Source organism: uncultured Sphingomonas sp. (assembly GCF_913776855.1).
GTDB lineage: Bacteria > Pseudomonadota > Alphaproteobacteria > Sphingomonadales > Sphingomonadaceae > Sphingomonas.
The window spans coordinates 52,971-78,719 of the sequence record NZ_CAJYQD010000033.1 but is presented as its reverse complement, the minus strand read 5'-3'; the positions used below and the strand labels follow the sequence as shown (position 1 = coordinate 78,719).

Sequence of the window (25,749 nt, the reverse complement as noted above, 5' to 3'; positions counted from 1 at the left end):
CCTGGACCGTTCGATCTGCGTCGAACGATCTTCAAGGGCACAACGCACCATACGGACGATCGGCACCGTACGCCAACGGACCATGATTTGGCGATAATGATGCGGTTTCAGCGACATCGCCGCTGGCGTGGACGCCCGCGATCCGGCACGGTCGGTGTGTGACGGGTTCCGACGATCGCAGCGGGCCGACCCGCAGGACAGTGCTGGGGTTGCTGCCCGCGCTGGCCGTCGGCGGGTGCGGCACGGCGGCGGGGGTGCCGCCGCTGCGCGTATGGGCGATGAGTTACGAGGGCGATTATTCCCCGCACCTGATGCCCGATTTCACCGCCGCTACCGGCATCCCGGTCGATGTCCAGTCGCTGCCGACCACCGCTTCCCATGAAAAGCTGCTTACGGCACATGCGGGGAATGCGCTGCCCGATGTGCTGATGCTGTTCAACGGGTGGATTCGCGAGTTCGCGATGATCGGCGCCGTGGGACCGGTGCCGTCACCCGCGCTTACCGCTGGGCTGATTCCCGGTATTCGCGAATCGCTGCGCATCGACGGAATCGACTATGCGGTGCCGTGGTCGGTGGCGCCGCAGGTACAATATTTCCGCCGCGATATCGTCGAGGCGGCGGGCTATGCCACGCCGCCGCTCGACTGGGCAGGGTGGTTGCGGATGGGGCGCGCGATCAAGCGGCGTCGGCCCGACGACTATGTCTTCCTGATGCTGCTCAACTGGCCGACCGCGCTGCTGACGATGATGACGCAGGCCGGCGCCACGATGCTGCGTGACCGGGCGACGCGCGGCAATTTCCGCTCCGATCCGGTGCGCGAGGCCTTTGCCTTCTATGCGCAGCTCTTTGCCGAGGGGTTGGCCCCGCGGGCATCGTCGACCGAGGTGCAGGACCCGCTGGCGGCGTTCGCGCAAGGCTATTTCGCGATCTGGCCCAGCAGCCCGACGACGCTGCTCGACCTGAGCCGCCGGGCGGCAGAAATCCCCGCGACGCACTGGGGCACCGCGCGGCTTGCCGGGCCGAAGGGTCCCGGCCCGGTATCGGGCGACAGCGCCAGCCTGTGTGTTGCGGCGACTACGACCCGTCCGGCCGCCGCCTGGGCGTTGGTCCGGCATATGACGTCGCGGGCCAGCGAACTGAAGTTCCAGCGGATGATCGGCAATCTGCCTGCCCGGATCGATGCATGGGATTCGCCGCAACTGGCACAACCGGTGCTGGCGGCGTTTCGCGAACAGATGACCGATCCCGCCCCGATCCCGCCCGCGGTCGAATGGGAACGCATCCAAGTCGAGGTGCAATTGGCCGCCGAGCGGGTGGTGCGGGGGCTTCAGACGATCGAGGAAGCGCTGGGCGCGCTGGACGCGCGGGTCGACCGGTTGCTGGCGCAGCGCCGCGCGCTGGTCGATGCGGGAAAGATCGCATGACGCGCGAACACCGCGCCGGATGGCTGTTCACCCTGCCGGTGCTGACGATCATCGTCGCGGTGTTCGTGCTGCCGACGCTGCTGGCGATGGGCATCGCCTTCACCGATTATTCGATCTATGCGCTGGCCGATCCGGGCAATTTGCACGTCGTCGGGTTCGCCAATTTCGCGACGCTGTTCGCGACGCCGCTGTTCTGGCGCGCGATCGGCAATACGCTGCTCTTTGCGCTGCTGGGCGTGCCGATGGCGATCGGTGCGTCGCTGTTCGCCGCGCTGTTGCTGAACGATGCGACGGTCAGGTGGAAACCATTGTGGCGGGTGGCGCTGTTCGCGCCCTATGTCACCAGCATCGTCGCGACCGCCGTCGTGTGGCGGTTCCTGTTCAATACCCGGTTCGGCCTCGTCAATCAGGCGCTGGGCGTGGTCGGCGTACCGGCGATCGACTGGCTGGGTGATCCCGCGACGTCGATCCCAGCGATCCTGATCTTCGTGACGTGGAAGATTTTCGGCTACAACATGATCGTGTTCACTGCTGCGCTGGCCGCCGTGCCGACCGACCTGATGGAGGCGGCGCGCCTCGACGGGGCGGGGCGGTGGACGCGGTTCCGCCATGTCACGCTGCCCGCGATCGGGCCGACATTGGTGCTGGCCGGGGTGATGAGCGTCGCGGGGTTCCTGCAGATCTTTGCCGAACCCTATGTGATGACGCTGGGCGGGCCGGCGCAAAGTACGACGACGATCCTGTATTTCATGTTCGACGAAGGCTTCAAATGGTGGAACCTGGGACAGGCGAGCGCGGTGGCCTTCATCCTGTTCCTGATGATCCTTGCCGTCACGCTGGTACAGACGCGTTACGCCCGGCGGCGCGAATGGCTGTGAAGCGAAGGCGAGCGATCGTCGCCAACGTAGCGGTCGTCGCACTCGGCGTGCTGACGCTCGCGCCGCTGGCCTATATGGTCGTCGTGTCGTTCATGCCGCGCGGGGAATCGACCATGTTGCCGATTCCGTTGTGGCCGTCGCGCTGGACGCTGGAGAACTATCACGAGCTGCTGGTGCGGCGGCAGATCGACGGGGCGTGGTTCGATTACCGCATCCTGCCGGCCCTGCGGAACAGTATCGGGGTCGCTGCGCTGTCGACGCTGCTGGGCCTCCTGCTGACCGTGCCGGCGGGCTATGCGATGGCGAAGCTGCGCTTTCGCGGACGCGAACGGGTGCTGAAACTGCTGATCGCCGCGCTGGTGGTGCCGGGACAGGTCGCGATGCTGCCGCTGTTCCTGATCTTTCGGCAGCTGGGGCTGGTCAACAGCTATGCTGGCGTCATCCTGCCGGGCCTCGCCGCGATTTTCGGCGTGCTGTTCGTGCGACAAGCGATGCTGGCGATCCCCGACGACCTGATCGATGCGGCGCGGATGGACGGGGCGGGGGAGGGGCGCATCTTCATCGGCATCGTACTGCCGCTCTTGACCCCGGTCGTCATCACGCTGGCGCTGTTCCTGTTCCTTGGCAGCTGGAACGATTTCCTGTGGCCGCTGATCGTGCTGGCCGACCAGCATCGCTACACGCTGCCGGTCGCGGTCGCCGCGATCGCGCGCGAACATGCCGCCGATGGCGAATTGATGATGGCGGCATCGGTGGTGACGACGATGCCGGTATTGCTGCTGTTGCTCGCGCTACAGCGCTTCTATCTGACCGGGTTGCTCGGCGGCGGGGTCAAGGGATAGGCGCTGCCATCGGGCGCAAAGAGGTGCGTGTCGGCGGGCGGCACGGCGAAGCGCAGCACCTCGCCCAGATGCACCGCGCGGTCGCCGGGCAGCTGCGCGACGATCGCGCCGGCGTCGCTCCGCCGCCCGAGATGCGCGAATGATAGCGGCCCCAGGCGCTCGAACAGCTCGACCGCGCCGACGAACGGCCCGTCCCGGTCGGGCAGGAGATGTTCGGGGCGCACGCCCAGCGTCACCACGGTCCCGGCCGCATGGACGGGTACCTGCGCCAACGTCCGTACGACTGCGCCGTCGCCGGTCCGGACGCTCGCGCCATCCGCATGTCGTTCGACGATAGTGGCGGGGAGCAGGTTCATGCCGGGAGAACCGATCGCTTCGGCCACCGCGAGGCTGGCCGGGCGGCGATAGACGTCGAGCGGCGCGCCGACCTGTTCGATCCGCCCGCGGTGCATCACGACGATGCGATTGGCGAGCGTCATCGCCTCCAGCTGGTCGTGGGTGACATAGATCATCGTCATGCCCAGCTGCTGGTGCAGACGCGCGAATTCATGCCGCATCCGCGCGCGCAGGCCCGTGTCGAGGTTCGAAAGCGGTTCGTCGAGCAACAGCACCTGCGGCTGGCGGACGATGGCGCGGGCGATCGACACGCGCTGACGCTGCCCGCCCGACAGCGCGCGGGGCTTGCGCGACAGCAAATCGGTCAGGTCGAGCATGGCGGCCGCTTCGCGCACCCGCTGGGCGATCTCCGCCTTGGGCAGGCGTGCGATCTTCAGGGGGAAGGCGATGTTGTCGGCGACGCTGAGGTGGGGATACAGGGCGTAGGATTGGAACACCATCGCCACGCCGCGAGTGGCGGGCGGGGCATCGGTCACATCGCGGCCGCCGATGGCGACGGTGCCGGCGCTTGGGGTCTCCAGCCCGGCAGTCATCCGCAGCAGCGTGGATTTGCCGCAGCCCGATGGCCCCACCAGCACCACGAATTCGCCCGCTGCGATGCTAAGCGTCGCGGGCTGCACCACGGTCGTATCGCCGAACCGCTTGGTCAGGTTCGTCAGTTCGACATTTGCCATCGGGCGTACTCCGTCCGTCTCCACGACCGGACGGCGCATCGTTCGCCTATCCTTGCGCCAGCGTTAGCGCATTAACGCGCCCGGTCCAGCTTTGGTACGGCATCGCTTGCGAGCAGGCGGTTGGCAGGATCGGACGCTATCCCAGCGCGATCCGCGTTCCGAGCGCCCCGAGCAGCGCCAGGGGCATCGCGACCGCACCGATCTTCAGGAACCGCCAGAAGCCGACATCCTGCCCCTCACGCCGGATTGCCTGCAACCACAGGATCGTCGCCAGACTGCCGGTGATCGACAGGTTGGGACCCAGGTCGACGCCGATCAGCAACGCATCGACTACCAGTCGCGGCGGCTGCGCCTGTGCGACCGCGGTGCTGGCGACCAGCCCGGCGGGAAGGTTGTTCATCAGGTTCGACGCAAAGGCCAGGATGGTGCCCGACATCGCGGCTGCCGGCACCGGATCGGCCGAGGCGGCCCGGAGCGCGGCGGCGACCTGCCCGATCACCCCGGTCAGGTCCAGCGCCTCGACCAGCACGAACAGCCCGGCGACCAGCGGCAGAACGCTCCACGACACATCGCGCAGGAGCATGACGGGTGAAGAACGCGCGATCGCGCAGACCGTCAGTGTGGTTAGGATGCCGGCAATCGCGGTCGGCAGCCCGAGTTCGATGTCGAGCGCCGATACCACCAGCAGCACTGCCGCCGTAGCGACGATGCCGACGAACGCCGCCTTGCCACCCGGCGTCAGCGGCGTACGCTCGACGGTGCTGACGCAGGTCCCCGCCAACCGGTCGCGTTCCAGCCAGCGCAGGACGAGGAAGGTGATGCCGATCGCCGCGACGGAGGGGAGGGCGAACGAGGCGAACCACTGGCCCAGCGGCGGCATCCTGCCCCCGTACAGCACGAGGTTGGCGGGATTGGAAATCGGCAGGACGAAGCTGGCCGCATTGGCGATCAGCGCGCAGGCGAAGAGGAGGGGCAGGGGATCGGCCTTCGCCTTCTTCGCAGCGGCATAGACCGCCGGTGTCAGCACCACCGCGGTCGCATCGTTCGACAGGAACGTCGTCGTGACGATGCCGGTTACATAGACCAGCGCGAACAGCCGCGAGGTCGATCCGCGGGCATGGATCGCGGCGGTGGCCGCTACCCAGTCGAACAACCCTTCGGCGCGTGCGACCTCGCTCAGCAGCATCATGCCGATCAGGAACAGATAGACGTCGCCGCCCTTCGCCACCGCGCCCAGCGCCGCCGATAGCGGCATCAGGCCTAGGATCAGCAGCAGTCCCGCCCCGGCCAGCGCCCAGATCGCCTCCGGCCAGCGGAACGGCCGCGCGATGACCGCCGCGGTCGCCGCTGCGCAGATACCCCAGGTCGCTCCGGTCGCAAGGATCACCAATGTCGTCCATTCTTGTTGGGGCCGAGCTGCGTACCCGAAATGCCGTGTTCGGGCCATGCACCGATATGGTGTAGGTCGCGGCCGGGGGCGATCGGCATGCCGCGACGGGGAATATCCGTTTCGCCGCGCACGAGTATCTTGATCACATCCCGGTCCTCCCCGGCCGTGACGGCAATGCGATGCGCGCCTGCCGCCAGGTCGACCATCGCCGACCACAGCGCGCCGTCGTCGGTTGTCGTCATCGGTACGGCGGCGCCGTCATCGACCGACAGCAGCACCGGGACATCGCCGGCACCGAACAGTTTGGCGACGATCTCGACCAAGCCGGGGCGCGGTACCTGGGTCGGGTCGGCAGGGCGCGTCACCAGACGTAGGTCGGCGGGCGCGACGATCTGGACGAACGGCCAGACACCGCCGGTTTCCTTGAAGCGCCAGCTCGGCACGCGACCATGCAGGGTAACGATCGAGAAGCCGGGTCGCCCGTCGCCCTCCTCGATCTCTCCGGTCGACCGGGTCGCGCCATAGATGACCCGACCGTCGTTCAGCAGTTCGTTATAATGGGTGTGGCCGGTATCGACGAACGCCACGCGGGCGTCGGCGAGGATACGGGCAATATCCTCGCCATCCGCGGCCAGGTCGCCGGGATAGGCGTGCATGAACACGACCGGTACCTGACCCTCGGCCTCCGCCCGCGCCAGTTCGGCCAGCAGACGGTTGCGGTGATGCATGGTCAGCCGGAAGTCCGGGCCGCCCGCACCCGCCGATACGATGTCGAGGAAGATGCAGCGATGCCCGCCGATCACCTCCGCCTCCGGCCGGTTTGCGGCGGGGAAGGCGCCGTCATAGTTCGCCAGGTCGCCCAGTTCATAGTCATGGTCGCCGGGAATCACGCGGTAGGGCAGGCGAAGCGGGGCCAGCGTATCGGTGATGACGCGATATTGCCCGACGGTCGCGTGATTGGCATTGTCGCCCGGCAGATAGACGAAATCGGCGGCGTCGCCGATATGGGCGTTGATTTCGGCGATGATCGCCGCCAATCGATCGCGGCTTTCCCAGCCATTGGCCTCGTCCATGTGCAGGTCACCGACATGGACCCAGCTGAGTACGGGCGGGCGCGTCACTTGTGCGTCTCCGGCATGGCGGTCAGGTACAGAACGAAGCCGATCGCGGCGATCGCCGCCAACGTGAAAAAGCCCGCGCTATATCCGGCCCAGACGATGATCGATCCCGCCAGTGTGGCCGATAGCGCAGCTCCGAGGCCGAAGACGCTCGACACGACGCCCTGCGCGACGTTGAAGCGGCCCGATCCCTTGGTCAGGTCGGCGACGATCACCGGGAACAGCGCCCCGAAGATGCCCGCTCCAATGCCGTCGAGTGCCTGCACCCCGACCAGCCACCACGGATCGTTCGACAGGGTGTAGAGCGCGCCGCGGACCGCGAGGAAGCCGAACGCGGCGAGGAACATGGGCTTGGTTCCCCAGCGTTCGGTATTACGACCGACGACGATCGCCACCGGCACCATCACCAGTTGCGCGGCAACGATGCAGGCGGCGGTCAGTGACGTCGCCTTGTCCGTACCCACGGTGCGGCCCAATAGCTGGCTGACCGATGTCAGCATCGCGGCATTGGCCAGGTGAAAGGTGAAGGCGGCGAGTGCGAAGATCATCAGCGGTCGATTTTCGACCAGCGTCTTCCACCCGCTCGGCTCTTCACAGCCGTCTTCCGCCTCGCAGTCCAGACCGCGAGCGACGGCGTTGTCGATGTCGTCGTTGTTGATCCGGGCCGACACCACGACGCTGGCGACGGTCAGCGCCGCCATCAGCCAGAAGACGACCACCGGCCCGAACGACCACGCCAGTACCCCCGCCAGCCCGGCCGACACCGCGTTGCCGGCATGGTTGAACGCTTCGTTTCGACCCACGCGCTTCGCGAACAGCTTGGGACCGACCAGCCCCAGCGTGATCGCCGAGATGGCCGGAGCGAAGATCGCACCCGCCGCCGCCGCAATCGACTGGGTGATCGTCACCATGGTAAAGCCCGATACGATCGGCAACGACAGGCTACTGGCGGTCACCAGCAACGCAGCGATGATGACGATACGCGGCTTGTTCCTTGCCCGGTCGATCAAGCCGCCGGCCGGCGTCTGCGACAACAGGCCGACGATGCCGGCGATCGTCAGGACGAGACCGACCGTCGCCTCGTTCCAGCCATGCGACGGACCGCGCACGACAAGCAGGTAGATGGCGAGATAGGGCCCGAGGCCATCTCGTACGTCGGCGAGAAAGAAATTCAGCGCATCAAGCGTTCCCGATGGCGGTTTTCCGGACGGCGTACGCGCCGGACTGGAAGGAGCGATCACGGTTGCCATTACGTGTTTTCCCGTCGTTCATACGCGCAAACAGGCGAACGACGCGCTTCGCGGCGCGTCGCTCATACTCCTCCAGGCCCGGTCAATCTGTTCGGAAGCGCCCGGCCGAGAAGTCGAAACGAACCTCTGGCGGCAGGGTGAACAGGAACGCCGACCGACGCTGGCATGGTTCGCGGCTAATCGAGCAACGTGATGAATCTGTTCCGATACAATATAGAATTATTGTTACATGGGTGATGTTCGTGGCGAGTGGGCAATCGATAAGACGCGGTATGAAAACCGAGCCGCGATAATCGGGATGCCCCTTATGTTGCTGTAGGATATACTTAATTTCGCCGCCTTAGGATTGCGCGTGGGCCAGTTCGCCCCGCCCAGCCAACGCTGGCGGGCGTGTCAACGGATGCAAACGGGCGAAGAGTACTGCCGCCAAAAAGCGCCCGACCTATCCGCAAAACACGCCCAGCCATCAGATGGAAAACGCCGAACCGGACGCCGCACGTTGCAGGCAATCCGGTATCGGCAACGCCCCTATTTCGCGGCCTCCACAATCGTTTTGACGATAGTCGTATGTACGGTCTGACCGGTGGTGCGGTCGAACAGCCCCAGGGTGTGATTGCCGGTCGGACCATTGTCCCAATAGATCGGTACCATCCCGTGCTGCACTGCCGACCGGGTAACGTATCGATCCCATTCGGTCCGGTATTTCTGGGTCGGATCATACTCGGTCTTGGCGATCGCACCATATTCACCGAGGATGACCGGTATGCCCCGATCGGCGAAGGTCACCTTCATCTTCTGAAACGTCGCATCGACATATTGTTCGTTTGCCCAGGCCTGCACCGCCTTCTGGTCCGTCGCGGCCGCGCCCCATTGCCAGATCGCGCTCTTTTCATTCAGCGCGAAATCATAGGGGTCGTAGTAATGGACCTCCATCATCATGCGTCCGACAACGTTGTCGGACGGGAGCGAGGCATTGCACGCGATGGTGTGATCGATGTTGGTGTTATAGCCCTGCACGACGAGGTAGCGGTTCGCATTGCCGCCGCCGGTGGCGCGTACCGCATCGACGAACACCTTGTTGAAGCCGTTCTGCACGGCGCAATTCTCGGCAGTCGGTGCGTTGTAATTGTCCTTCACCATCACTTCGTTCGTGCCGGCGAACAGCAGTCGATCGTCATAGTCGCGGAACCGTGTCGCGATCTGGGTCCAGAAGCTCTTGAGCCGCGCGTTGGCCGCCGCCTGATCGGCATAGGTCGGTTGCAGCCAGCCGCCGTCCCAATGAACATTGATGATGACGATCAACCCGGCCTGCCGTGCCTGATCGACCACCTGCGCGACGCGATCGAACCAGGCGGATGCGATCCGGTCGTCGGCGTCGGCATATTGTTTCCACGATACCGGAATGCGGATGCTCTTGAAGCCTGCCGCCGCGACCGATTTCAGCAAGGCCTGCGATACGACCGGATTACCCCATGCCGTTTCCTGCGACGCGGTTGCCGGGGCAGGGGCATTGCCGATCGCTTCCAGCAAATTGCCGAGGTTCCAGCCCGGTGCCATTTGTGCGGCGAACTGCGCCGCAGTCGTCGTCGGTGGGGCTGACGGCGTAGGCGTAGGCGTCGGTGCGGGTGCCGCGGATACGGTTCCGGAGGCGCTGCCGGCACCGGAACAGCCGGCGATCAGACCGATCGCCATGGCAGCCAGAGCAGCATTGCTTCCCATGCGCAGGGGTTTTGCCAGATAGTCTAGCTGTCGGGTCATCCTGTTGTCCCTGGATATTGACGTCGCCCCTGCGGTACATGACGCGGAAAGGCCGCGGCAGCGATCCCGGCCATGATGCGTGCTTTCCGGGAAAAGTCCACCATGCCGCTTCGCCGTCAGCCATCGCTGCACTGGGCGAAGGATTGCGTCTTCTTCTCCGCATCCGCCCGCACCCGCTGCCCGAACCGCGCATAGAGCGTCGGCAGGACGAACAGCGTCAGCAGCGTCGCCGAGAGTAGCCCGCCGATGACGACGGTCGCCAAAGGCTTCTGTACCTCCGCGCCGGCGCCGGTGGCGAAGGCCATCGGCACGAAGCCGAGGCTTGCGACCAGCGCGGTCATGACGACGGGACGCAAGCGCTGGATCGCGCCGGTCCGCGCCGCCTCTGCCCGGTCCATGCCGGACCGGATCAGGTCCTGGACGGAACTGACCATCACGAGACCGTTGAGGACGGCGATGCCCGACAGCGCGATGAACCCGACGGCGGCGGAGATCGAAAAGTCCATGCCGCGAACGAACAGCAACAGGACGCCGCCGACCAGCGCGAACGGCACGCCGGTGAACACGATCGCCGCGTCCCGCACCGACCCCAACGCCCCATAGAGCAGTAGCAGGATCAACACGAAACAGGCCGGCACCACCAGCTTCAGCCGCTGGCTCGCGGACTGGAGATTCTCGAACTGCCCACCCCATTCTAGGTAGGTGCCGGCCGGCAGGCGCACCCCGCGCTCCACGGCTGCCTGCGCATCCGCCACGACGCTGCCGACGTCGCGCCCGCGCATATTGGCCTGGACGACCACGCGGCGCTTGCCGTTCTCGCGGCTGATCTGGTTCGGCCCGTCGACGACGCCGATGTCGGCAACGCTCGACAGCGGTACATACCCCCCGCCGGCAACCGGTACCTGCACCTGTTCCATCCGGCCCAGATCCGCGCGTTCGGCATCCGCCAGGCGGATGACGACGGGAAACCGCCGGTCACCTTCGAAGATCATGCCGGCCTCCCGTCCGCCGATCGTCGCGGTAACTATGTCCTGCACATCCTGCGCGGTGACGCCGACCCGCGCCATCGCATCGCGGTTCACCCGGATGTCGAGCATCGGAAGCCCCGTCGTCTGTTCGACCTTCACATCGACCGCCCCCGGCGTATCGCGCAGGACCCCGGCGATCTGTTCGGCGGTGCGGTTCATGGCAGTGAAGTCGTCGCCGAAAATCATTACCGCGATATCGCCGCGCACGCCGGCGATCAGTTCGTTGAACCGCATCTGGATCGGCTGCGTGATCTCATATGCGTTGCCGGGGAACCGCGCCAATCTGCTTTCCAGCCGTTCGACCAATGCCGCCTTTTCCAGTTTGGGATCGGGCCATTCGGCACGCGGCTTCAGAATGACGAACATGTCGGTCGCGTTGGGCGGCATCGGGTCCGACGCCAGCTCCGCGGTACCCGTCTTCGAAAAGACGAACCGCACCTCCGGCTGCCGTGCGATCATGCGTTCGATCGGCACCTGCATCGCCTGGCTCTGCTGGACCGACGTTGCCGGGATGCGCAGCGACTGGATGAGCAGGTCGCCTTCGTCGAGCTGCGGCAGGAAGACCTGGCCGAGGCTGGTGAAGGCGAGCGCCGCCAGCACAAGGCTGACCACGCCGGCGCCGATCGTGATCGACGGACGCCGCATCGCGCTGGCCAGACCCGGTTCGTAGCGCCGTTTGAGCCAAGCGATGATGCGCCCGTCCTCCTCGATCACCTTCCGCGACAACCACAGGGCGATCGCCGCGGGGACGAAGGTCAGCGACAGGACGAAGGCGAACAGCAATGCGATGATGACGGTCAACGCCATCGGCACGAACGTCTTGCCCTCCACGCCGGTCAGCGTGAGCAGCGGGACGTACACCAGGATGATGATGGCCTGTCCATATACCGACGGCCGGATCATTTCACGCGCCGCTTTCGCCACGACCTCCGTCCGTTCCGCCACGCTCAGCAGCCGGCCCTCATGGTGCTGCTTCTCGGCCAAGCGCCGCAGCGCATTTTCGACGATGATGACGGCGCCGTCGACGATCAGCCCGAAGTCGAGCGCGCCCAGCGACATCAGGTTCGCCGAAACGCCCAGCCGGAGCATCCCGAACCCGGTCAGCAGCATCGTGACCGGGATGACCGCCGCAGCGATCAGCGCGGCGCGAAAATTGCCGAGCAGCAGGAACAGGACGACGACGACCAGCAACGCGCCCTCCGACAGGTTCTGCGCCACCGTCCGGATGGTCGAATTGACCAGCGCGGTGCGATCGAGGACCGGTTGTACCACCACGTCGGGTGGCAGGGACGCATTGATCGCCTTCAGCCGTTCGGACACGGCGGTCGCGACGTTTCGGCTGTTTTGGCCGATCCGCATGACGGCGGTACCGACGACGACCTCCGTACCGTTTTCCGACGCCGAACCCATCCGGATCGCCTGGCCCGTGCGGACTGTGGCGACCTGATCCAGCGTGATCGGCACACCTTCGCGGGTGGCGACGACGGTGCGCGCCAGTTCGCCGGCATTGCGCACCAGCGCATCCGACCGGACCGCCAGCCCCTCGCCATTGCGGTCGACGAAGCCGCCGCCGACGCTGGTGTTGTTCTTTTCCAGCGCGGTGCCAAGGTCGGTCAGCGTGATGCCGAGCGACGCCAGCTTCGGTATGTCGGGAACGACCAGATATTGCTTGGCATAGCCACCGATCGAATCGATCCCCGCCACGCCGGGTACGTTCTTCAACAGCGGCGTGACGATCCAATCCTGCGCAGTACGCAGATAGGTCGCCTTGTCCTCCTCGCTCGTCAGGCGTTCGCCTTCGGGCGTGATGTAGCTTCCGTCCGGCTGCTGCCCCGGTTCGCCGGGGCGATGCTTGTCGTCGTCGCGGTGTTCGAGCCGGACGGTCCACATATAGACCTCACCCAGCCCGGTTGCGATCGGACCCATTTCGGGGTTCACGCCGGCTGGCAGGTTCCCCGTGACGCCCTGCAACCGCTCACCGACCTGCTGGCGGGCGAAATAGATGTCGGTGGATTCATCGAAGACCGCAGTGATCTGTGCGAAGCCGTTGCGACTGAGCGAGCGCGTGTTCTCCAGCCCCGGAATACCGGCCAGCGCGGTTTCGATCGGGAACGATACCTGCTTCTCGACCAGTTCGGGGGACAGCGCGGGCGCACGGACGTTGATCTGCACCTGATTGTTGGTGATGTCCGGCACCGCGTCGATCGGCAGCCGGTAGAGCGAATAGCCGCCGATCACGGCGACGATGGCAGTGAGGAGGAGGACGAGCCAGCGCTTCTCCACCGCCCAGGTGACGATACGGGCGATCATGGCATCAATCCTCGTGCGCTGCTTCGCCCTTGCCGAGTTCGGCCTTGAGCGTGAAGCTGCCGGTGGTGGCGATCCGTTCCTGACCCGTGAGGCCGGAGCGGAGGACGACGGTATCGCCCGCGGCATCGCCCAGGGTGACCGGGGTCGCCTGGAACCCCTTCGGCGTCCGGACGAACACCACTGATTTCCCCTCGACCGTCTGTACGGCCGTCGTCGGCACGCGGACCGCGTTGCCGCCGCCGCTGGTGCGCAGCTGGACCGATGCGATGACCGGCTCCCCAACGCGCCACTGGCCGCCGCCATTGTCCAGCGTCGCGATGACCGGTACCTGTCGTGTCTGCGGATCGAGTGCGGGCGATACGAAGTTGATCCGTGCGCTCGCCTGACGCCCCGGTGCGGTCACGCGGACGACAGTGCCGGGCGCTACCCGACCGGCATCCTCGGGCTTCAGGTTGAGCGCCAGCGATACCCGGCGCAGGTCGGCGATGCGGTACAGCTCGCTGTCCGCCGCGACCGTCTGTCCCAGCACGACCGGCCGGGCGATGACCTGTCCGGCGATCGGCGCGGCGATACCGATCCGGTTCAGCCCGCCGCCGCCACCACCCGCAGCCGACACCTGACTCTGCGCCAGTCGGTAGGCGATGCGCGCTTCGGTCGCGGCGGTACGCGCAGCGACCAGATCCTGTTCGGGCGATACGCGCTGCGCGAACAGCCGCTGCTCGCGCGCGAGATTGGCGTTGGCCAGCGACAGGCGGGCACGCGATGCCTCTACCTCACCCTTCAATTGCGCCGCTTCGCGGCTTTCGATGACGGCGATCATCTGCCCGCGCCCGACCGACTGGCCGAGGTTGCGCGTCAGCGCGACGATCCGCCCGCCGATCGCGGCCGACACGACCTGCATCCCCTGCGGGTCGCCTTCGATGGTCGCCGGCAGCTCGATCGTCCCCGCGCTGCCGGTCAGCGGGCGCCCGATCTGTACGCCGGCGGCAGCGATCTGCTCCGCCGAGAGCGTCACCGCCCCCTCATCGGCATGGGCGGTCCCGTGGCTATCGGGTTTCGCTTCGGCGGCGGCTTCGTTCCGGCCGTCCGGATCGCTGCCGCAGGCCGCCAGTCCGAATGCGAGGGCGAACGGCAGGAGGCCGCCCGTCAGGATGGTCTTCATCGATCGGTTCCCCGGATAATGGTGGTCGGCGCGGGCGCGGTCAGCCGCTCCAGTCGCGCACGGGCATCGTGATAGCTGGCAAGCGCGTCGATCGCGGCGACGCGGGTTTCGGCAAGCGTGCGTTCGGCATCGAGCAGGTCGAGCTGCCCGAACTTGCCTTCGCGGTAGCCGATCCGGGCGATCCGTACGGTTTCGGTAGCCGCCGCCAGCGCCGGCCCGGCGGCTGCGCGCGCGGAAGTCGCCGCATTGTCCGCCTCGGCCTGTGCATCGGTAATCGACTGTTCGACATCGAGTGTGGTCGCGCGGCGTACCGCGTCGGCCCGCATCCGCTCGGCACCTGCCGCCGCGATGGCGGCACGGCCGTTGTCGAAGAGCGGGATCGGGACCGAGATCGCAAAGACTGCGGCGGTGTCGTTGGTCGCCTCCAGTCGCCGGAGCGCCGGTCCGACATTGAGGTCGGGTATGCGGTTGGCGCGCGCGAGCCGGATGCCGGCGTCCGCGATGGCAAGATCGGCATCGGCCGCTGCAAGCGCAAGCGTCCCGGCGGCCCGTGCTGGTACTGCCGGACCGAAGGTCGCCGGTGGCAGCCGGTCGAGCAAGCCGGTATCCAACCTGCCCTTGATCGGGGAGCCGATGCGCCGTGCGAGGTTCTCGCGTGCGGCTCCGGCGAGCCGGGTAAGGCGTTCGACCATGGCGTCGGCGTTGACGCGGGCGACATCCGCGCGTTGCTGTTCGAGCGGCGATGCCCGTCCTGCCTGTACCCGGACGCCCGCCGCGCGCAGTACCTCAGCCGCGATCCGCGCCTGGTCCTGCGCCGCCAGCAGGCGTCGTTCGGCGGCGACCGCCGCGATGTACAGTTGCGTGACCTGCGCGCGGATATTGGCGGCGACGATCGCGCTCTGAAGCTGGGCGCGCGCTATCTGCGCATCGGCAACACCGATGCGCGCACCGCGCTTGCCGCCAAGCTCGATCGGGATCGCGACTCCGATCGTCGTCTCGGCACTTCGTAGGCCCTGATACGGACCGGAACCGACGATATTCTCGACCTGCCCCTGGACGACGGGATTCGGCCGGAGTCCGGCTACGGTCCGGGCTGCCTGTGCTGCTTCGGTCGACGCCGCGGCGGCATCGATCGCGGGCGCGGAACCGCCGGCGGCAGCTACCGCCTGATCGAGCGAGAAACCGGGATGCGGCCATGGCGTAGATGGAGTTTCGGACGGGTTGGCCGCCTTCGGCAACGCCCCCTGCTGCGCCTGCGCCATCGATGCGCACGACGCCACGACCAGCATGGCCGCGAGCATATTTTTCATGGGATATCGATCCTGACAGAACATGTCGGGCCGGCGATTGCCGGCCAGCGGGTGTCGTCAGGCGGCCGGGGGCCTCAGCGCAGGGTCGACCAGTCGCGATGCGAACGCGCTGGCAGGGGCAGGAAAGGGCTGCAGACCGTCCGTGCCGGCGATCGAGGTCAGCGTGCCACTCGCCGGCAGATCCAGCGATGATCCGTGGCAGGTGCCGTGATGGTGCGGAAGCGCCTGATCCATATCGCCCTGCGACTGGTCGGCGTCACCCTCGTTATGCACCGCACCGCTGCATTCGATCGTAACCGGTCCCGGAATCTCACGCGCATGGATCGCCGCTGTCATCACCAGCGATGACACCATCAGCATCAGGAACAGGCGCAGCATTCGGCTCACGACGCGGTGTCTAGCGCATGGCTGACGATCTGTCATCGGGTCGCTCGTCCAGGGTGACGCTACCGGCCAATGGACGTAAGGGCTGTCCATGGCACCTTTTTTCGAAAGGTTCAGGGTTACGAGACGCTGGACCCCGTCGCGCTTCCGTGCGCTGCTCCGGACCAGTGGACCGCAGTCGGTGCAGTTCCGCACCCGTACCGCGATCCTGGCCGGTGCGATCGTGGTGGGCATCGTCGCGACGCTGTTCGCCGAGGCGTCGGATTGGGCAGGCGATGTCTTCAGCCGTTATGCCCGTGCCGCTCGCTGGTGGGCGCTCCTGACGACACCGCTAACGTTCATGCTGTTGGTGTGGTTGACCCGTCGCTACGCCCCCCTGTCGCGTGGATCGGGCATTCCGCAGGTCATTGCCGCACAGGCCGATCCGAACGCGGCAACCGCAACGCTGATCTCCATCCGGACCGTTGCGGCCAAGGCGGCGCTGACGGTCGGTGCCGTGCTGGGCGGTGCCTCGGTCGGCCGCGAGGGGCCGACGGTACAGCTTGCCGCCGCAATCATGGGTGCCACCCACCGGGTCATGCGGGTGCCATTGCGCGGCGGGGTCCTGATCGCGGGTGGGGCGGCCGGCGTGGCCGCGGCGTTCAATACGCCGCTGGCAGGCCTGTTGTTCGCGATCGAGGAACTTGCGTCCGCCTATGAACAACGTGTCACGTTGCTCGTGCTGGCGGCGATCGTCATCGCCGGCATGGTCGCCCAGTCGGTGCAGGGCGATTATATCTATTTTGGAGCAATCGGCGCGCATATGCCGCTGTCGTCGGCGCTGATCGTCGTGCCCGTCGCCGGTATCCTGGGCGGGATGTCGGGGGGGCTGTTTTCCCGCCTGCTGCTGGCGATGGCGACCGGGCGCAACCGCGTGACGTCATGGGCACGCGCGCGGCCGGTGTGGTTCGCGGGCATCTGTGGTGGCATTGTCGCGGTGCTGGGGGTTTCGACCGGGCTGACCTGGGGGACGGGCTATTCGGCGGCGCGGGCGATGATCGTCGGTGTCGATGCGCCGCTCTGGTTCGGACCGGCAAAGCTTGTCGCGACCGCTGCCACGGCGATCGCAGGGTTGCCCGGCGGCATCTTCGCACCATCGCTGGCAGTCGGGGCAGGGGTCGGCAACCTGTTGCGCGAGGTCTTTCCGGATGAACCGGCCAGCGCCGTCGTCATCCTGGGCATGGTCGCCTATTTCGCGGGCGTCGTGCGTGCGCCGCTGACCGCCGTCATCATCCTGTCTGAAACGACGGCGAGTCGCGGGCTGATGCTGCCGATGTTCGCGACCGCGTTCATCGCCGACTTCGCCAGCCAATGGATCTGTCGCGACAAGCTGTACCACGGGCTGGCGCAGACATTCGCGAATCCGGGCGGACCAAAGGCGAACTGACGGTCCTGGGCGGCCCGCCGTCACCCCGCTATCCCTGGCGTGGACGGCTTTTTGTCGTCCCCGGTCCGGTGTCGCTGCCCCCTCTTCAGCAATATGCGCGATTTGTCGGTAACAGCGTCAAGATGGGACACTAATCAATAGCTAGGTAATCCTACGCATATGACGAATCGTTAATTCGCGGTAAATACTTCCCAACGATCCGCAGGATGTCCTGCTTATAAAAAACGGATCTACTGGGGTGGTGTTCGTCCCTCGACGACCTCCACCGACATGGGGAGGCTGTATGACTAGGCTGATCATATCGGCAGCTGTGGCTGGCGCTTTTTTTGCAATTCCGCCTGCCCGCGCCTCTGATATCGTTTACACGCCGATCAACCCGTCTTTCGGAGGAAGCCCGTTCAACTCGGCACACCTCCTCGGGATCGCCTCTGCCCAGAACAAGTACAAGGACCCGGCAAGCGATTCCAAAAATAGTCCGGCAGACCAGTTCGTCCGGACGCTGCAAAGTCGGTTGCTGTCGTCGCTGTCGACCCAAATTACCAATTTGATATTTGGTGAAAACGCGAAAGACAGCGGCCTCATCAAGTTCGGCGATCAGGAGATTTCGTTCGTTCGCGGACTGGATTCGGTGACGCTGACGATCACCAACCTGTCGGATGGCAGCGTGACCGAGATCGTCGTGCCGCTGCTGACCGGGGGTGACTTCTGATGCGCCGGGGCAGGATGACGCGGGGTCTGGCGCTGGCGGCGCTGGCCTGGTCGACCGGCGGTTGCGCCGTGCATAACCAGGCGGTGTGGGAGCCGGCCCAGGCGACCCGGCCGACGCCCGCGACGAAGCAGCTGGGCCTCCTCCCCCCGGCGGGCGAGCGGGTGTCGGTCGCGGTCTATAACTTCGTCGACCAGACGGGGCAGTTCAAGACGAGCGACAATGTCCAGACGCTGTCGCGCGCGGTGACGCAGGGGTCGACCTCGATCCTTATCAAGGCGTTGCAGGAAGCCGGCAACAATCGTTGGTTCACGGTGATCGAGCGCGAGAAGCTCGACAACCTGCTGCGCGAACGGGCGGTGATCCGCGAGATGCGCGCGGCCTATCTGGGCGAGAAGAAGGTCAATCCCCAGGCGCTGCCGCCGCTGTTGTTCGCGGGCGTGCTGCTGGAAGGGGGGATTATCGGTTATGACAGCAACACCAAGTCGGGCGGTTCGGGCGCACGGTTCCTAGGCATTGGCGGCAGCACGCAGTATCGCGAGGATACCGTCACCATCTACCTGCGCGCGATCAGCGTTCGGACCGGGGAAGTGCTGACCAACATCAGCGTGCGTAAGTCGATCGCGTCGGTCGGCATCAATGCCAACGCCTTTCGCTATGTCGCGTTCAAGGACCTGCTCGAGCTGGAGGCGGGGATCGCCTATAACGAACCCGATGCGCTGGCGCTGCAATCGGCGATCGAGACGGCGGTCTATGGGCTGATCGTCGAAGGCGCGACGATGAACCTGTGGTGCCTGAACACGACGCCCGACTATGCCCAGGGGGTGCTGCGGCGTTATTATGCCGGGCGCGACAATATCGCCGCCGACAAGGTCCTACTGCCCAACGGGCCAGGAGGGCGGCCGGTCGACGGGTCCTGCACCAGCGCGCAAATAGTCGCGCAGCGCACCGGGGCCGCGCGCGTCGCCGCCAACGCGGCACCCCGGCCCATGCTGTTGCCCATACAGAGATCTTCGCCGCCGGCACCTTCTATTCCCAGTGGCAACGCCGAGCCGGCGGCGGAGACCAGGAAGAACATGTAGCTGACCGGCCAAGATGCCGGAGAAATCGACGGACCCGTCGGCGCTAAGGATTGGCGTCTCGACACCGGCGGGTCCGGATCAGTTCGGTTACGGGAACCGAGCTGGCGTGAGACCAGGCTCACCCGGACAACATGCGCGCTTGCCGCTTCGGCTGCAAGCCCCGTCATGCGGTTCGCCACGCCTTGCTCCCGCGATGTCCCGTCGGTCGCGCAACGCCGGAGGCGCGACGGTTCGTCGATCCGGCACAGAACAGGGCGGCGATCATCGACGCCCGCAAAAAACGGGAGAGAAGACGTGAAAACCATCCTGCTCGGCGCCGCCTCGGCGCTCGCTCTCACCATCTCGTCGGGCGCCATGGCCCAATCGACCAGCAGCGTGACGCAATCGAACACCAGCAACACCGCGAACGTCAACCAGCTGGGGTCGGGTGCCGGTGCCGCATCGGTCGTCAACCAGTCGGGCGCACGCAACAACGCCGATGTCCGCCAACAGGACGACGGCTCCAACTTCTCGGGCGGGTCGATCCCCCCGGCAAGCGATTCGACCATCGACCAGACCGGCAGCGACAACCTCGCCCGCGTGTCGCAGACCACGACGCTCAGCTTCAATCCGAACGCGTCGACCATCAACCAGGCGGGCAACGCCAACGCCGCCTATGTGACGCAGGTCGATGACGAGAACAGCTCGTCGATCGACCAGTTCAGCAGCAACAACAGCGCGAGCGTGTCGCAGGGCGATGCCACCGCGGCACTCAGCGATTCGAGCTGGGGCAATTCGAGCAGCATCACCCAGGCCGGCGCCGGCCATCACAGTGCGATTGTGACCCAGCCCGGCCGGCAGAATGACAGCACCGTCGCGCAGCTGGGCGATACCGACACCGCCACCGTGGCACAGTCGGGCGTGCAGAACGGTTCGACCGTGATGCAGAGCGGCGTGGCGGACATGGCCGATGTCGGCCAGTCGGGCGACGGCAACATGTCGGACGTGATCCAGGGCGGCACCAACGTGCTGGCCACCGTGCGCCAGTCGGGTGACGACAATACGTCGCTGGTCAACCAGACCGCTCCCGGCGGGGTTCGTCCCGTCAACTCCGCGGCTTATGTCAGTCAGGCGGGCGACGACAACAACTCCGACGTCTATCAGCGCGCCAATTCGGGCTATGCCGAAGTGCTGCAGAACGGCAACAACGGTGACGCGCTGATCCGCAACTATGGCAACCGCTCGGTCGCCTATGTCTGGCAGCTGTCGGGCAACAACAACGATGCGACGATCGAACAGCGCGGCGAGGATAGCGACGCCCTTGCCCGGCAGACCGGTAATCGCAACACCGCGCGCATCATCCAGCGCGAAGACAGCCCGCCGACCGAGAATTACTCGGCCGCCATCTATCAGAGCGGCGACGACGGCATGTCGTCGATCGACCAGGACGGCGACAACCATGTCGCGGTCAACGTCCAGACCGGCGACGACAACGACTCGTCGATCCTGCAGACTGGATCGGGCAGCTATGCCGGCGTCGGCCAATATGGCGACGACAATGATTCCGTCGTGACCCAGGCGGGCACCGGCCAGTATGCGCTGGTGATCCAGTCGGGTTCGGGCAACGCGTCGAGCGTCAACCAGAGCGGCACCGGCAACGCCGCCTTCGTGACCCAGACGTCGAACAACGACATCTCCACCGTCCTGCAGAGCGGATCGTCGAACCTGGCGACCGTGGTGCAGTGAGCGGGGCCCGGCCCGGAATGCCATCCCCCTGTCGTCCGGGCCGGGTTTCTCTTTTTGGAAGGAAAGTCATGCGGAACCACCTCTGCGTCGGCCTGGCCGCCATCCTGTTGCTGCCCGCGACCGCCGGTGCGCAATCGACCACGACCATTCGACAGGGCGGCCAGAACAACGAAGCCCGCGTCGATCAGGTCGGGGCCGATGGCGCGATCGATATCGTGATGGACGGGGCAGAGCAGCGACTGATGGCGCGGCAAAGGGACCTGGCCTCGCTCGATGCCCGGCTGGGCGGGGGCGGCAACCGGCTGGAGGTCGATCAGGGCGGCGCGGCGACTGATACCAATACCGCGCTGGTGACGATGCAGGGCAGCGACAACCAGGCGACCCTGCACCAGATGGCCGACGGCATCGGGCATCACGCGACGATTCAGCAGCAGGGTGCCGCGAATGTCGCACTCCTGTGGCAGGACGGCAGCGCCAGCAGCGTCAGCCTGACCCAGATCGGCGACACGAACCAGGCGAGCGTATCGCAACTGGGCGCGGGCAACGATGCGATCGTCACGCAGATCGGCAATGCGCTAGGAATTGCGATCGATCAGATGGGCGGTGCGCAGATCAGCGTGAAGCAGACGCAATGAACGCGCGTGCCAGGATCATGCCGATGGTGCTGCTCTCAACCGCGATCGCGGCCACCGCCTGTGCGCAGGCGGTCCATCGCGCGGCACAGCGGCGGACGGAGGCGACAGGTCAAATCGCTCATCAGCCCGGCGGCACCGATCGGACGGGCATGGCGCAGATCGCGCGGCCCACCGCCGATACGCGCATCGGCGCCATCGGAAGTGAGCGCAGGTCGACGACGGTCAGCCAGCTGCCACCGCTGCTCGACATCAAATCGAACGACGCCGCTCCCGAAGCCGAACTGGAGACGGCACCGGTCGATCCCGACCGCGCCTTGCAGGCAGAGGTGCTGCGCGCATGGCAGTCGCTGCGCCAGCGGGGACAGCAACCGACGCCCGAACTGGTGGCAAAGGAAATCGGGCCGGAGGCGCTCGCGCGGTTCCTGGCGACCGCGCCCGGCGCGGAACGGCTGTTCGACGGGCATACCGCGCCGCCGGTTCCCCCGCCTGCAGCGCAGGTTCCGGGGGATACCGACGGGGATAGGGGGCGGCCATAAACGGCGGTTTCATTCTGATGGTCGCGCTGGCCTGCACGGGCCCGACCGGGGAGGAGGGCATGATGCACAGGACGGCGCGTCCCCTGGTTCTGGACGTTATCGCCGATGGGCCGACGACGACATTGATCGTCGCAGGCAGCGCGCCCGATCTTCAGCGGGTCCGCTATTCGCTGATCGTCGAGGGGCAGTCCTATACCCGGCACGCCGGCACCGCGACGCTGTGTGTCGACCGCCAGGTCGTCTCGCGCGTCCGGCTGCATAACGGGGAGCGATGGACGGCCACGCTGACCGTCGAGAGCGAAGGCAATCCGCCCTACCGGCTGGTACGAACTAGTGCGCAGTGACCGTTAAGCAGGCGGAAGACAATTTCGGATAAGCACTGGGGATTATACGAATAGCGCCGGCATCGTGAGAATGATAACGATTGTTATACGGGGGAGGGATCGTGGCAAGCACGACCGTTATGGGCGAGGGGAACACGGTATCGATGCCATCGGGCGGCCACGGCATCGTGCCGGTTGTGCGGCATAGTCCAGGCGCCGGGGCGGATTGCTGATGGCGTCGTTCGCTCCGCCCAACGCGATGTTCGCCCGGCTCATGCCGCCGATCGGCACCGCGCCGGCCGATCCCGATACGCGGGAGGCGCTGGGGCTGTTCGCGACCCATGTCGCGGATCGCGCCGTGTTGCTGACCGATCCTGATGGCGCGATCCTGTTCTGCAACGACGGTACCGAACGCCTGTTCGGCTATGATCCGCAGCAACTGGTCGGTTGCGATATAGCGGACCTGATGCCGGGCAATGCCCGACAGGCCCGCCGCGACCGGCATCAGGCGATCGAGGCTGCGACGGTCCGTTTCGAAACCCGCTGTCTGCACGTCGGGCGCGGGCCGTTCGACGCCGATGTGACGATCACCCCGATTCCGGGGAATGACGGTCGGCTGCGGGCCTTTGGCTACAGCATCTTCGACATCAGCGACCGCAAGGCGGCGGAACGCAGGCTTGCGGAGAGCGAGGCGCATATGCGCTCCGTCTTGGCCACGGTGCCGGATGCGATGGTGGTCATCGACGACCGCGGCCGGATACAATCGTTCAGCGCCGCAGCGGAACGCCTCTTCGGCTATCGCGAGGCGGAAGTCGTCGGCAGCAACGTCGCCGTCCTGATGCCGCTGGACCATCGCGCCCGCCACAACGCCTATATCAGCCGCTATCTCCGGACCGGAGAACAGCGGATCATCGGCAGCGGTCGGATCGTCGTGGCGCGGCGCAAGGACGGCAGCGAATTTCCGATGGAGTTGTCCGTCGGCGAGGCGAGGAGCGGCAGCGGACGAATCTTCACCGGCTTCATTCGCGACCTGTCCGACCAGCAACGCGCGGAGATGCGCGTCCGTGAACTGCAGGACGAATTGATCCACGTTTCGCGGTTGAGCGCGATGGGTACCATGGCATCGACGCTCGCCCACGAACTGAACCAGCCGCTGACCGCTATCGCCGCCTATCTCGAGGCGGCACGTCGTCTTGTCTCTCAATCGGCGCACGACGGTACGCGGGTAGGGGAGGCGATGGACGCCGCCGGGCGGGAAGCGTTGCGCGCGGGGCAGATCGTGCGGCGGTTGCGCACGTTCGTCGCCCGTGGCGAGAACGAACGCCGGGTCGAGCCGTTGGCGCCGCTGATCGAGGATGCGAGCCGCCTTGCGCTGACCGGCGCGCGCGAACTGGGTGTCCGAGCCTTTATCAGGCTCGACCCGGCCGCCGATGAGGTCTTTGCCGATCGTGTTCAGGTGCAGCAGGTCCTGGTCAACCTGATCCGCAATGCGCTGGATGCGATGAACGGCGCCGAAGTCACCGACCTGACCATCACGACCCGGCGGGATGGGGACAGCATCCGCATCTCGGTGATCGATACCGGTTCGGGCCTGTCGTCGGACCGGATACCGCGCCTGTTCGAAGCATTCGCGACGACCAAGCCCGATGGGCTGGGCCTGGGGCTGTCGATCTCCCGCACGATCGTGGAGGCGCATGGCGGGCGGATCTGGGCAGAGGCGGGTGTAGTGTCGGGCAGCATCTTCCATTTCACCTTGCCCGCAGCCCGATCGGGGAGCCTGTCGTGACAGGGCGGCGCACCATCCACCTGGTCGACGACGACGAAGCGGTTCGCCAGTCGGTGGCCTTTCTCCTGTCGACCTATGATGTCGATGTCGTCACCTATTCCTCTGGCGAGATGTTTCTGGCGGGCAGGGCGGATGCGACTCCGGGCTGCCTGATGCTCGACATCCGGATGCCCGAACTCGACGGGCTGGAAATGCAGCGCCGACTGGCCGATGAAGCCTTTGACTGGCCGGTCATCTTCCTTACCGGTCATGGTGATGTCCGGATCGCCGTCGAGGCGATGCAGAACGGCGCAGTCGATTTCGTCGAAAAACCCTTTTACGGGGCCCGCCTGATCGAAGCGGTCGAATGTGCCTTTCGCCAGTTCGACAGGACCAACGCCGCCCGAAGGGCGACGCAACTGCTCAGCACCCTGAGCGAGCGGGAGCGGCAGGTGTTGGTCGCGCTGGCCGATGGCTTGTCGAACAAGGCGATCGCCCGGTCGCTCGGCATATCGGCCCGCACGGTCGAGGCGCATCGGGCCCATATCATGAGCAAGCTTCACGCTGACAGCTTTGCCGACGTCCTGCGGATCGCGCTGACTGCCGACAAGGGACCGGCGCCGGCCATGGACCATGGCCGGACGCAGCAGCAGGGCGTGTCCGTTCCGCGATAATATCGAACATTATCCGACCCAATTCGATCGGCCCGACCGCCGAAGCCGGACAGAAGCATCAATCCGGCGCGTCGGACGCCAGGTCGGTCACATGCTGCGCAATGGCACCTGCCGTCGTCCACCAGATGCGGGAATCATCGGCTTCGCGCAGCCGGGTCAGGACCCGATCGAGATGCAGCGCCCGGTGCGGTTGCCCCATGATATAGGGGTGCAGCGCGATGCCCAAAACCAGCGGGCGGCGGTCGCATTCGCGAAGCAGTTGTTCGACACTGTCGGCGATCATGTCGGCAAAGGTCGATGCTTCTTGGTGACGGGCGATGATCGAGGGGATGTCGTTGATCTCCTGCGAATAGGGCACTGACTAGATCCCCTTGCCGCTGCGCGTGCGCAGCCGCGTCGGTTGATCGTCATGCGCCCAGTCGAGAACATAGTCGAACCCGGCTTCCTCCAGCAGATCGGGCGTGCGACGGCTTTCGGAAATCCACGGCCCCAGCCATCCGCTGGGACGCACGCCGATTGAAGCGAAATCCTCCAACGTCCGTGCGATCAGGTCGCGCTCCCCCTGCTCGCTTTGCTCGCCTTCGGCCTTGGCATTGGTGCGGCCATGGGCAGCGATCTCATCGCCCCGGTCGCGACAGGCTTCGGCCAGGCCCGGACAATGGTCGATGATCGCGCTGTTCAACAGCGCGGTCGTCTTCAGCTCCAGGCGATCGAACATTTCCATGAAGCGCCATGCGCCGACCCGGTTGCCATAGTCGCGCCAGGCGAAGTTCATGACGTCGGGATCGGTCTTTGCCGGCGCAAGTTCGGCACCAAGGCCGTCGCCGAACGCGAAGACCTCATGGTTGACGCCGAGATAGAGCGCCAGCCGCCGCCCCTCCGGCCAGCTATAGTCCGGGCGTCTGACGATCGGACGATAGGGATAGCGGCCATGGTGGGGCAGGGCAGCCATG

Annotated in this window: 23 protein-coding genes; 12 read left to right on the top strand and 11 right to left on the bottom strand. The window is 66.1% G+C overall.

What is annotated here, in order from left to right; genetic code table 11:
- The first annotated feature begins 158 nt into the window (after positions 1-158).
- From QZ755_RS09585 to QZ755_RS09575, 3 genes are read left to right on the top strand one after another with little or no spacing between them, the layout of a single operon-like run.
- On the top strand, positions 159-1,424 hold the full coding sequence (locus QZ755_RS09585) for an extracellular solute-binding protein (RefSeq protein WP_294322255.1): 1,266 nt from the start codon (positions 159-161) through the stop codon (positions 1,422-1,424).
- Entirely contained in the window at positions 1,421-2,302 is an 882-nt protein-coding gene (locus tag QZ755_RS09580; RefSeq protein WP_294322253.1) for a sugar ABC transporter permease, read from the top strand. The genes QZ755_RS09585 and QZ755_RS09580 overlap by 4 nt, the downstream gene beginning before the upstream one ends.
- Positions 2,299-3,144: a carbohydrate ABC transporter permease gene (locus tag QZ755_RS09575; RefSeq protein WP_294322250.1), complete on the top strand. Its 846-nt coding sequence runs from the start codon at positions 2,299-2,301 to the stop codon at positions 3,142-3,144. Before QZ755_RS09580 ends, QZ755_RS09575 begins: the two co-directional genes overlap by 4 nt.
- On the opposite strand, the gene QZ755_RS09570 is transcribed toward QZ755_RS09575, so the two are convergent.
- From QZ755_RS09570 to QZ755_RS09530, 9 genes are all read right to left on the bottom strand, one after another.
- On the bottom strand, positions 3,105-4,214 hold the full coding sequence (locus QZ755_RS09570; protein ID WP_294322248.1) for an ABC transporter ATP-binding protein: 1,110 nt from the start codon (positions 4,212-4,214) through the stop codon (positions 3,105-3,107). The two genes, QZ755_RS09575 and QZ755_RS09570, sit on opposite strands and share 40 nt — an antisense overlap.
- 136 nt (positions 4,215-4,350) lie before the next feature.
- Positions 4,351-5,601, bottom strand: coding sequence for an arsenic transporter (locus QZ755_RS09565; RefSeq protein WP_294322246.1), 1,251 nt, complete (start codon positions 5,599-5,601; stop codon positions 4,351-4,353).
- On the bottom strand, positions 5,598-6,725 hold the full coding sequence (locus QZ755_RS09560; protein ID WP_294322245.1) for a metallophosphoesterase: 1,128 nt from the start codon (positions 6,723-6,725) through the stop codon (positions 5,598-5,600). The genes QZ755_RS09565 and QZ755_RS09560 overlap by 4 nt, the downstream gene beginning before the upstream one ends.
- Entirely contained in the window at positions 6,722-7,972 is a 1,251-nt protein-coding gene (locus tag QZ755_RS09555; protein ID WP_294322242.1) for an MFS transporter, read from the bottom strand. The genes QZ755_RS09560 and QZ755_RS09555 overlap by 4 nt, the downstream gene beginning before the upstream one ends.
- A gap of 528 nt (positions 7,973-8,500) precedes the next feature.
- Positions 8,501-9,529 (bottom strand): glycoside hydrolase family 5 protein, encoded by a 1,029-nt coding sequence (locus QZ755_RS09550; RefSeq protein ID WP_294322240.1) that lies wholly within the window; start codon positions 9,527-9,529, stop codon positions 8,501-8,503.
- A 317-nt stretch (positions 9,530-9,846) separates the two neighbouring features.
- On the bottom strand, positions 9,847-13,068 hold the full coding sequence (locus QZ755_RS09545; protein WP_294322237.1) for a CusA/CzcA family heavy metal efflux RND transporter: 3,222 nt from the start codon (positions 13,066-13,068) through the stop codon (positions 9,847-9,849).
- Positions 13,069-13,072: 4 nt separating this feature from the next.
- The gene (locus tag QZ755_RS09540) at positions 13,073-14,230 is read right to left on the bottom strand and encodes an efflux RND transporter periplasmic adaptor subunit (protein WP_294322235.1); all 1,158 of its coding nucleotides are present in this window, start codon (positions 14,228-14,230) and stop codon (positions 13,073-13,075) included.
- Positions 14,227-15,540, bottom strand: a complete 1,314-nt coding sequence (locus tag QZ755_RS09535) for a TolC family protein (protein ID WP_294322231.1) — start codon at positions 15,538-15,540, stop codon at positions 14,227-14,229. The genes QZ755_RS09540 and QZ755_RS09535 overlap by 4 nt, the downstream gene beginning before the upstream one ends.
- 57 nt (positions 15,541-15,597) lie before the next feature.
- The gene (locus QZ755_RS09530) at positions 15,598-15,918 is read right to left on the bottom strand and encodes a hypothetical protein (RefSeq protein ID WP_294322324.1); all 321 of its coding nucleotides are present in this window, start codon (positions 15,916-15,918) and stop codon (positions 15,598-15,600) included.
- A gap of 97 nt (positions 15,919-16,015) precedes the next feature.
- On the opposite strand from QZ755_RS09530, the gene QZ755_RS09525 reads away from it, so the two are divergent.
- From QZ755_RS09525 to QZ755_RS09485, 9 genes are all read left to right on the top strand, one after another.
- Positions 16,016-17,350, top strand: coding sequence for a chloride channel protein (locus tag QZ755_RS09525; protein ID WP_294322229.1), 1,335 nt, complete (start codon positions 16,016-16,018; stop codon positions 17,348-17,350).
- A 283-nt stretch (positions 17,351-17,633) separates the two neighbouring features.
- Complete coding sequence (locus tag QZ755_RS09520; protein ID WP_294322227.1) at positions 17,634-18,059, top strand: curli assembly protein CsgF; 426 nt, start codon at positions 17,634-17,636, stop codon at positions 18,057-18,059.
- A 14-nt stretch (positions 18,060-18,073) separates the two neighbouring features.
- On the top strand, positions 18,074-19,138 hold the full coding sequence (locus QZ755_RS09515) for a CsgG/HfaB family protein (protein ID WP_294322225.1): 1,065 nt from the start codon (positions 18,074-18,076) through the stop codon (positions 19,136-19,138).
- 294 nt (positions 19,139-19,432) lie between these two features.
- A complete protein-coding gene (locus QZ755_RS09510) occupies positions 19,433-20,863 on the top strand; it encodes a hypothetical protein (protein WP_294322223.1) in 1,431 nt (476 codons plus the stop codon).
- 68 nt (positions 20,864-20,931) lie between these two features.
- Entirely contained in the window at positions 20,932-21,498 is a 567-nt protein-coding gene (locus QZ755_RS09505) for a hypothetical protein (RefSeq protein WP_294322221.1), read from the top strand.
- Entirely contained in the window at positions 21,495-22,034 is a 540-nt protein-coding gene (locus QZ755_RS09500) for a hypothetical protein (protein WP_294322218.1), read from the top strand. Before QZ755_RS09505 ends, QZ755_RS09500 begins: the two co-directional genes overlap by 4 nt.
- Before the next feature lie 59 nt (positions 22,035-22,093).
- Positions 22,094-22,378: a hypothetical protein gene (locus tag QZ755_RS09495; protein WP_294322216.1), complete on the top strand. Its 285-nt coding sequence runs from the start codon at positions 22,094-22,096 to the stop codon at positions 22,376-22,378.
- A gap of 211 nt (positions 22,379-22,589) precedes the next feature.
- A complete protein-coding gene (locus tag QZ755_RS09490; RefSeq protein ID WP_294322214.1) occupies positions 22,590-24,143 on the top strand; it encodes a PAS domain S-box protein in 1,554 nt (517 codons plus the stop codon).
- Positions 24,140-24,796, top strand: a complete 657-nt coding sequence (locus QZ755_RS09485; protein WP_294322212.1) for a response regulator — start codon at positions 24,140-24,142, stop codon at positions 24,794-24,796. The genes QZ755_RS09490 and QZ755_RS09485 overlap by 4 nt, the downstream gene beginning before the upstream one ends.
- 58 nt (positions 24,797-24,854) lie before the next feature.
- On the opposite strand, the gene QZ755_RS09480 is transcribed toward QZ755_RS09485, so the two are convergent.
- Both QZ755_RS09480 and QZ755_RS09475 read right to left on the bottom strand, forming a co-directional pair.
- Entirely contained in the window at positions 24,855-25,154 is a 300-nt protein-coding gene (locus QZ755_RS09480; RefSeq protein ID WP_294322211.1) for a hypothetical protein, read from the bottom strand.
- A 3-nt stretch (positions 25,155-25,157) separates the two neighbouring features.
- The gene (locus QZ755_RS09475; protein ID WP_294322210.1) at positions 25,158-25,748 is read right to left on the bottom strand and encodes a polysaccharide deacetylase family protein; all 591 of its coding nucleotides are present in this window, start codon (positions 25,746-25,748) and stop codon (positions 25,158-25,160) included.
- Position 25,749: the final 1 nt, after the last annotated feature.